Consider the following 8,855-nt stretch of genomic DNA (forward strand, 5'->3'; position numbering starts at 1 on the left):
ATTCCTAACCGTGGCGTTTCCAGCATGACATTGACTGTTGGCGCACTTCTGGCGCTTTCCTTCCTGATCTCCGTGCTCGGCCTGTTCCTGTTCATCTGGGCCCAGACAAAAGGGCTCATGCGCGCAGGCCCGGCAGCGGCCGAGGTGATCTTCGCGCCGCACGAAGTCGGTCTCGTCGAGGATCCGGCCGCACCCGCGCAACAACTCGCGGAACTGCAAGATGTCGAGCGCGCGGCGCAGGGTGCGACCCACGGCGGCGCGGCGCACCGGACGCTCGCGCACGACGTGGCCGGGCAGCGCCTGAACCAGGATCGTTCGAGCCGCCGTCCGGCTTTCGCGTTCCTCGCATCGTCGATCGTCTGGCTCGTGCTGGGGTCGCTCGCCGGGCTGATTGCATCGCAGAAGCTCACCTCGCCCGACTTCCTCACGCAAAGCGCCTGGCTCACGTTCGGGCGGATCCGTACGGCGCATCTGAACATGGTCGCCTACGGCTGGGCTTCGATGGCGGGTCTCGGCGTCGTGCTGTGGATGCTGCCGCGTCTGCTCGGTACGGAACTGGCCGGCGCGCGCTTCGCGACGCTTGGGGCGCTGTTCTGGAACGGCGCGGTGGCGGGTGGCGTCGCGGCGATCCTGTGCGGCTGGACCGATGGCCAGCAGTGGCTGGAGATCCCCTGGCAGATCGGCATTCTCTTTGCCGTGGGCGGTGCGCTTTGCGCGGTGCCGCTGTTGTGCACGCTGCGCCGTCGCACGGTCGATCACCTGTACGTGTCGGTCTGGTATGCGAGCGCGGCGCTGCTGTGGTTCCCCATTCTCTACGTGGTCGCCAAGGTTCCGCACGTGCACGCGGGCGTCGAGCAGGCCATTGTCAACTGGTGGTACGCGCACAACGTGCTGGGCCTCTGGCTCACGCCGATCGGCCTCGCCTCGGCGTACTACTTCATCGCCAAGGTGCTCGGGCGTCCTATCTATTCGTACAGCCTTTCACTGGTCGGCTTCTGGGCGCTCGCCATGTTCTACAGCCAGGCCGGTATCCACCATCTGATCGGCGGGCCGGTGCCGGGCTGGCTCGTCAGCGTGTCGGTGGTGCAAAGCGTGATGATGATCGTGCCGGTGCTCGCGGTCGGTGTGAACCAGCATATGACGGTGGTGGGGCGCTTCGCCGCCCTGCGCCATTCGCCTACGCTGCGCTTCATCGTGCCCGGCGCGATGCTCTACACGCTGGTTTCCCTGCAAGGCGCACTGGAGGCCGTGCCGTTCTTCAACCGCCTGGTCCATTTCACGCAGTACAAGGTGGCGCACGCGCACCTCGGCGTCTACGGCTTCTTTTCCATGATCATGTTCGGCTCGATCTATTTCATCATGCCGCGTGTGGTCGAACGCCCGTGGCCGTATCCGCGGCTCATCGCGGCGCACTTCTGGCTGGTCTGCGTCGGCTTTGCCATCTACTTCGTCATGCTGACGATAGGCGGCGTGCTGCAAGGCATCGCGCTGCTCGACGCGAGCCGTCCGTTCATCGAGTCGGTAACGCTGCTGGAGCCGTATTTGCTCGCGCGCACGATTGGCGGCGCATTGATGACGCTCGGTCACGTGATCTTCGCCGTCCATTTCGTTGCGATGGCAACCGGCCGCCGGGCGCGAGTTGCCTCTCACGCGGCAATTCGCGAGGTCAACGTTGCCGGGGTGCAGGCATGAACCGGCTGCTGACCATTTTTATCGGCGCGCTGATCATGCTCGCGCTCGCCACGCTGATGCTGGTGGCCTTGCCGTACCGCGAACTGCGCGCCGTGCAGGCGCCGGAAGCGCTTGCCCCATACACCGTCGCCCAGTTGCGCGGCCGCGCCACCTATGTCTCCATGGGCTGCGTCTATTGCCATACGCAGCAGCCGCGCGCCGCGAGCTTCGGCCCCGATGCGCTGCGCGGCTGGGGCCGTCCCTCGGTGCCGGCGGACTATGCCTACGACGATCCGCATCTGCTCGGCGTGGCGCGCACCGGGCCCGACCTGTTCAATATCGGCGCGCGCCAGCCGAGCCTCGACTGGCAACTGGCGCACCTGTACCAGCCGCGAGCGGTGTCGCCGGGCAGCGTGATGCCGTCGTATCCGTTTCTGTTCCGGCATGTCGAGCGCGCCGCGCCCGGCGAAGCGGTGGTGAGCCTGCCGCCGCAGTACGCGCCCGCGCACGGCCAGATCGTCGCCACGCAGGAAGCGCTCGATCTGGTGGCCTACCTGATTTCGCTGAATCACACCTATCCCATTCCCGCTTCCGAAGCCGGAGCCATGCAATGAACCGCCGTACCGAACATGACCTCTTGATTGATCTGCGCGAGCACACCGAGCCTGAGGAGCGCACGAATCCCGTCCCCTGGCTGCTGTGGATCACCGTGCTTTCGCTCACGGTGTGGGGTGCCTGCTATTTCTGGCTGGAAATCTATTCCGGCGAGCAGGGGGCGGCGGCCGTCACGACCGCCCAGGCGGGTGCGAAGGCCGCGCCGGGGCCGGACGGCGCGCAGATTTTCGCGAGCCGCTGCGCCGCGTGTCACCAGGCGACGGGCGCCGGTTTGCCCGGCATGTTCCCGCCGCTCGCGGGATCGGAGTGGGTGAACGGCGACGCGCACAAGCTCGCCGATATCCTGCTGCTCGGCGTGGAGGGCGCGCTGTCGGTCAAGGGCGAGCCCTTCAACGGCACCATGCCGACGTTCGGCGCGATGTTGTCCGATGCGGAAATCGCTGCGGTCGGCAGCTATGTGCGCGCGAGTTTCGGCAATCATGCGGCCGCGCTCGACGCCTCGCTCGTCAAGGCCGAACGCGATCGACTCGGCAATCGCGCGACGCCGTGGAAGGGCGAAGCCGAACTCAACGCGGCGAAATAATCAGACGCCCATGACGACCTCAGCGACCCTCGACAGCATCACGCTCGACGTGCGCGGCATGTGGTGCACGAGTTGCGCCAACGCCGTGGAGCGCGTGCTGAAGCGTCAGCCTGGGGTGCTCGACGCCACGGTCAGCTTCGCCGCGGAGTCGGCGCAGCTTCAGTGGGATCCGCATGCGGCAACGTTGGCGCAGATCGTCGCGGCCGTGGAAAAGATCGGCTACCCCTGTGTGGCCGAGGGCGACGGCCACGATCGCCGCGCGCACTTCGCGAGGATCAAGCGGGATCTGGGCTTGCGTCTCGTTGTGGCGGTGTTCTTCGACATGTGGGTGATGGCCGCGCAATGGCCGCTCTATCTGTTTGCCGACAGCGCGTTGTCCCGGCCCGCGCAATACGCGCTTTCGCTGTTTGCCGGGTTGATGTGCCTGCCCGTCGTAGCCTGGTGCGCGTTGCCCTTCCTTCGCGCGGGCTGGCGCACCTTGCGCGCCGGCGCGCCGGGCATGGACGTGCTGGTGTCGCTTGGCGCACTGGGCGCGTTCGCCTTGTCGGTGTGGCGTCTCACGCAGGGCGACCCGGCGGTCTACTTCGATTCCGCGGCGACCATCGTGACCTTTCTGCTCGCGGGACGCCTGATCGAAATGTCCGTTCGCGCGCGTTCGGCGGACGCCGTACGCACGCTGCTCGATCTGCCGCCCGAGCAGGTCGGTGTCGTCAACGCCGACGGATCGGAGGTGGCCACGCTCGTCAAACGGGTGGCGCCGGGCAGCGTCGTGCGCATCCGGCCGGGCGAGCGCATCGCGCTCGACGGCTTCGTCACGCACGGCACGTCGCGAATCGATCGCTCGCTGCTGACCGGCGAGACGCAACCCGCAAGCGTTCGCTGCGGCGACGCGGTGGAAGCGGGCACGCTCAACGGCGACGGCGAACTGATCGTGCGGGTGCAAGCCGCATGGGGCGCGCGCCGGGTCGACCGGATCGCAGGCGAGGTGCGCCGCATGCTCGCGCGCAAGACCGCTTCGCAAACGCTCGCCGAGCGCTTCACGCGCCATCTGGCGACTGTGGTCTGCGTGCTCGCGTTGGTGGCCTGCGCGCTGGGCCGCTATCGCGGCATGACGTGGCCGGTGGCGCTGGAGCATGCAGTGGCGGTGCTGGTGATCACGTGCCCGTGCGCGCTCGGCATGGCGGTGCCGCTGGCGCTGTCTGCGGGAGTGGGCCGGGCGGCGCGCGAAGGCATTCTGTTCCGGGACGTCGAAGCGCTGGAAAAGGCGGGGCGCATCTCGCAGGTCTATCTGGACAAGACGGGAACGCTGACCGAGGGGCGGCCCACGCTCGTGGACCTGCGCCTTGCGCCCGGCGTCGCGCGCGATGATCTGATCGAGACGGCGGCGCTGGCCGAACGCGGCAGCGAGCATGCGCTCGCGAAGTCGATTCGCTCGCTGGTGCCGGCGGCGCGCCTCGACGCGCTCGATCGCGCCACTGGCGTGTGCCGGGCAGTGCCTGGCGCCGGCGTCGAATGGCGGGGCGAGGACGGCGTTTGCCTGCGCGTGGGGCAGGCCGCGTGGCTGGCCGGCAACGGCGTCGCGGTGCCGTCCGGGCCCGCGCAGCACACGCTGGCGCACGTGGCGCGCGCAGATCGCTGGCTGGGTGCGCTGGCCTTCGCCGATGCGCCGCGGCCGGGAGCGCGTGAGGCCGTGAGGCGTCTGCGCGCGTCGGGGCTGGCCGTCGCGATCCTGAGCGGCGACGCCGACCCCGTGGCGCGGGACATCGCACACCAGGTGGGGATCGCGCAAACCGGGGTCTTCAGCGGGCAGTCGCCCGAGGACAAGGCGCGCCGCGTGCAGGCCGCGCAAGCTTCGCTCGCATGCGTGATGTTCGTCGGCGACGGGCTCAACGACGCCCCGGCGCTGGCCGCGGCCGATCTCGGCGTGGCGGTGGAGGGCGCCACGGCGTCGTCGGTGGCGTCGGCCGCGATCGTGCTGATGGGCGGCGACATTGCGCGGCTCGACCATGCCCTGGCGAGCGCCAGGCTGACCGCGCGAACCATGAAGCAGAACCTGGCGGCGGCGGCGGTCTACAACCTGATGGCGATTCCGCTAGCGTTGACGGGCCATGTCTCGCCGGCCATGGCCGCCGCGCTGATGGTTGCAAGCTCGCTCTCCGTCACGTTCAACTCCGCGCGCCTGCTGTGGGCGGGCAATTCACGCGACGTGGCGGCGCTCAAGGCCGACGGGTTATCCCATGTCTGTGCATGACGCCGGATGCGCCTGCCGGCGCGGGGCGAGACGCGAAGCGCTCGGCGCGCCACGCATCGTGTCGCGCGCATTGCGGCTGGCGTTTTTCGCGCTACAGATCGCGGCGCCGAAGTGCGCGATTTGCTGGACCACCTACGCGGGGCTATTCGGCGCAAGCTGGTTTGCGGCGACGCGCGACAACGGGCTCTGGTTCGGCACAGCCCTGAGCCTCATGTTCGTTGCGGCGTTCTTGTCGTGGCGCGAGGCGAGGCGCACGCGCCGCTTCGCCGCTGCGTGCGCGAGCCTGCCGGGCTGGTTGTTGATGCTTGCGGGCGCGTTTGTCGGGATCGATTGCATCCGATGGGCGGGCGTGGCGTGGCTGGGTGTCGCGCTGGCGCTATCGCGTTGGTCAGGATGGGGCGGCAGACGCCGTATTCGCTGAGATTTTTGACGTAGAGATGCTCAAACGGCCAACGTTCCCCGTCATTAATTAGGTAAACAAATTATAAGGATGCCATATGAAAACGTAGGAATTGAAGTGGTTCATGAAAACCAGCTTCCAACCAACCCCATTCCGGCGGTTCGCGGTTGCAAAGAAAAGAAGACGTTCACGTTTGACCCAATCAGAAAATCAAGGAGACACGATGCACACTCGACAGTATCGGCAGATCACGCTGGCCGTGGCACTGGCAACGCTCGCAGGCACGGCGGCGGCGCAATCCTCGGTCACGCTCTACGGCATCATCGATGCCGGCGTGCTCTACCAGAATCATGCGGCCAACGGCCAGGGCTCGCAGGTCCAGCTCGCGACCGGCGGCACGAATCCGAGCGTCTGGGGCTTGAAGGGCAATGAGGATCTGGGCGGCGGATACGCGGCTACCTTCAACCTGGAATCTCACTTCGCGAGCAACAGCGGCGCCCTGATCATGGGCCCCGGCTACGAGTCGCAGATCTTCCGGCGTCAGGCCAACGTCGGCTTGACCACGCCATACGGCTCGCTCACGTTGGGCCGCATGTACAGCCCCTCGCTGCTGGCCGCCATCACGACCGAGCCGCGTGCCTTCGCGGAGAATCTGTCGAACCTTTACACATGGGCCTATAACCAGTTGTCCGCGCCCGGCAATGCGCTGGGTGCGGGCACCAACCCCGGCAACGACGTTGGCGTGTTCATCGGCAACGCGGTGCAGTATTCGAACACGCTCGGTCCCGTCTGGCTGGGCGCGGCCTGGTCGTTCGGCGGCGTGGCGGGCAGCTTGCACAAGGGCAGCGAGATTTCGCTGGGTGCGACCTATACCGGCCCCGTTACGGCGTCCGCCGCTTTCCAGCAGGTGGCGGATTCCGTGACCGGCGAGAACGTGAGCCGCCTGTGGAGCGTGGGCCTCGCCAAATCGTTTGGCCCGGTGACCGGCAAGCTCAACTACTTCGACGTGATCGACCGCGCGCTCGACGGCGGGGACGTCTCGCACGTGACGTCGATCAGCCCCGGCGTGAGCTACCAGTGGAACGCCGCGAATACGACAGGGCTTGCCGGCTACTACAACCGGTATCGCGGCAGCCACAACAGCACGACGCGCTCGCTCGTGCTGAGCAACGACTACGCGGTCTCCAAGCGCACGGTCCTGTATGCGCAGCTCGCCTACGTCGACGCCGGCTATGTCGGCACGGCCGATCCGCTCGAAAGCCTCAAGACCTCGATCGTCAACGGCGGCACCGCGCCGGGGGAAAAGACCGTGCTGGTCAACGTCGGCATCTCGCACCACTTCTGATCGATGCGGCCGCACTTGTGCTCGAAGCCCGGCCTCTGGGTGCAAGTGCGCCGGTTCACGATGAAACCGCTACCCGCACCCGCCTGGCCGGCATGTGCCGAACTGCAACAGACGCGCGGCCTGTTACATCCGGTGATCCGTATTGGAACACCTATGCGCGCGCAACCGAGGGCGGCATGCAGGTAAGGCCGCGCCCGGGCGGTTTGCGCGCGCAGGCACACTATTTGCAGATAGGTGCCGTGCCGTTAGCACGATTCCAACCCCGTACAATGAGCAGGAGACGCAAGATGAACCCGTTTGACATGAAGCAGCTGGGCCTCGACATCGAGTATCCGTATCGTAAGCAGTACGAAAACTATATCGGCGGCAAGTGGGTGCCGCCGATCGACGGCGATTATTTCGAAAACGTCTCGCCGATCAACGGCAAGCCGTTTTGCAGCATTCCCCGCTCGCGCGCGGCCGATATCGACCTCGCCATCGACGCCGCCCACGCGGTGCGCCGCAAATGGGCCAAGACGTCGGTGACCGAGCGCGCGAACCTGTTGCTCGCGGCCGCTGACCGCATGGAAAAGAATCTCCGGGTGCTCGCCGTGGCCGAGACGATCGACAACGGGAAGCCGCTGCGCGAAACGATGGTTGCCGACCTGCCGCTCGCCATCGATCATTTCCGCTATTTCGCGGGCTGCATCCGTGCGCAGGAAGGCGGCATCTCCGAGATCGACGACAACACGGTCGCCTATCATTTCCACGAGCCGCTGGGCGTGGTCGGCCAGATCATTCCGTGGAATTTTCCGCTGCTGATGGCGGCGTGGAAGCTTGCACCCGCACTCGCCGCGGGCTGCTGCGTCGTGATGAAGCCCGCCGAGCAGACGCCCGCGTCGGTGCTCGTGCTGATCGAACTGATCGGCGACCTGTTCCCGGCCGGGGTGATCAACATCGTCAACGGCTTCGGCAGGGAAGCGGGTGAAGCGCTCGCGACCAGCACGCGTATTGCGAAGATCGCGTTCACGGGCTCGACGCCGGTTGGCAAGCGCATTCTGCACGCCGCGGCGGAAAACCTGATTCCCTCGACGGTCGAACTGGGCGGCAAGAGCCCGAACATCTTCTTCGCCGACGTGCTCGATCAAGATGACGTGTTCCTCGACAAGGCGCTCGAAGGCCTCGCCATGTTCGCGCTGAACCAGGGTGAGGTCTGCACGTGCCCGTCGCGCGTGCTGGTTCAGGAGTCGATTTACGAGCGTTTCATCGAGAAGGCCATTGCGCGCGTCGAGCGCATCAAGATCGGGCATCCGCTCGACCTCGATACGATGATCGGCGCGCAGGCGTCGCAGCAGCAGCTCGACAAGATCATGTCGTATATCGACATCGGCCGCGAGGAAGGCGCACGCTGTCTGACCGGCGGCGAGCGTGCGGCCCCTGGCGAAGGACTCGGCAGCGGCTACTACGTGAAGCCGACCATGCTGTTCGGTCACAACAAGATGCGGGTGTTCCAGGAGGAGATCTTCGGGCCGGTTGCCTCGGTGATGACGTTCAAGGACGAACAGGAAGCCATCGAGATCGCCAACGACACGTACTTCGGCCTGGGCGCGGGCGTCTGGACGCGCGACGGCACGCGCGCATACCGCATGGGCCGCGAGATCGAGGCGGGACGCGTGTGGACCAATTGCTACCACCTGTACCCCGCGCATGCGGCGTTCGGCGGCTACAAGCAGTCGGGCATCGGGCGCGAGACGCACAAGATGGCGCTGTCGAACTATCAGCAGACCAAGTGCCTGCTCGTGAGCTATCAGCCCGAGGCGCTCGGCTTCTTCTGAGCGAATGGCGTGACGCCTGCCTGCGGCGCGAGCCCCCGGCAGGCGTCATTGCGCGCGCTCGATATACAAAACGGAATCAACATGTCTGCGATTGAATCGGTTCTTCAGGAACGCCGGGTCTTTGCGCCTTCAGAACAAACGGTGGCCAGTGCCACGGTGTCCGGCATGGACGCCTA

The 8,855-nt window shown here is 66.5% G+C and carries 7 protein-coding genes; all 7 read left to right on the forward strand.

Features of this window, described 5'->3' with window-relative positions; translation table 11 throughout:
• Positions 1-24: 24 nt before the first annotated feature.
• The 7 genes from C7401_RS39430 to C7401_RS39460 all read left to right on the forward strand — a co-directional run bounded on the left by C7401_RS39430 (position 25) and on the right by C7401_RS39460 (position 8,679).
• On the forward strand, positions 25-1,692 hold the full coding sequence (locus C7401_RS39430) for a cbb3-type cytochrome c oxidase subunit I (protein ID WP_112177465.1): 1,668 nt from the start codon (positions 25-27) through the stop codon (positions 1,690-1,692).
• Positions 1,689-2,285, forward strand: coding sequence for a cbb3-type cytochrome c oxidase subunit II (locus C7401_RS39435; RefSeq protein ID WP_112177466.1), 597 nt, complete (start codon positions 1,689-1,691; stop codon positions 2,283-2,285). Before C7401_RS39430 ends, C7401_RS39435 begins: the two co-directional genes overlap by 4 nt.
• On the forward strand, positions 2,282-2,869 hold the full coding sequence (locus C7401_RS39440) for a c-type cytochrome (protein WP_112177467.1): 588 nt from the start codon (positions 2,282-2,284) through the stop codon (positions 2,867-2,869). The genes C7401_RS39435 and C7401_RS39440 overlap by 4 nt, the downstream gene beginning before the upstream one ends.
• 10 nt (positions 2,870-2,879) lie before the next feature.
• Positions 2,880-5,120 (forward strand): heavy metal translocating P-type ATPase, encoded by a 2,241-nt coding sequence (locus tag C7401_RS39445; RefSeq protein WP_112177468.1) that lies wholly within the window; start codon positions 2,880-2,882, stop codon positions 5,118-5,120.
• Positions 5,107-5,541: a hypothetical protein gene (locus tag C7401_RS39450; RefSeq protein WP_112177469.1), complete on the forward strand. Its 435-nt coding sequence runs from the start codon at positions 5,107-5,109 to the stop codon at positions 5,539-5,541. Before C7401_RS39445 ends, C7401_RS39450 begins: the two co-directional genes overlap by 14 nt.
• Positions 5,542-5,743: 202 nt before the next feature.
• Positions 5,744-6,865, forward strand: coding sequence for a porin (locus tag C7401_RS39455; protein WP_112177470.1), 1,122 nt, complete (start codon positions 5,744-5,746; stop codon positions 6,863-6,865).
• A 287-nt stretch (positions 6,866-7,152) separates the two neighbouring features.
• Positions 7,153-8,679, forward strand: a complete 1,527-nt coding sequence (locus tag C7401_RS39460; RefSeq protein WP_112177471.1) for an aldehyde dehydrogenase family protein — start codon at positions 7,153-7,155, stop codon at positions 8,677-8,679.
• Positions 8,680-8,855 lie beyond the last annotated feature (176 nt).

This window comes from Paraburkholderia unamae, assembly GCF_003268775.1.
Taxonomy (GTDB): Bacteria; Pseudomonadota; Gammaproteobacteria; order Burkholderiales; family Burkholderiaceae; genus Paraburkholderia; species Paraburkholderia unamae.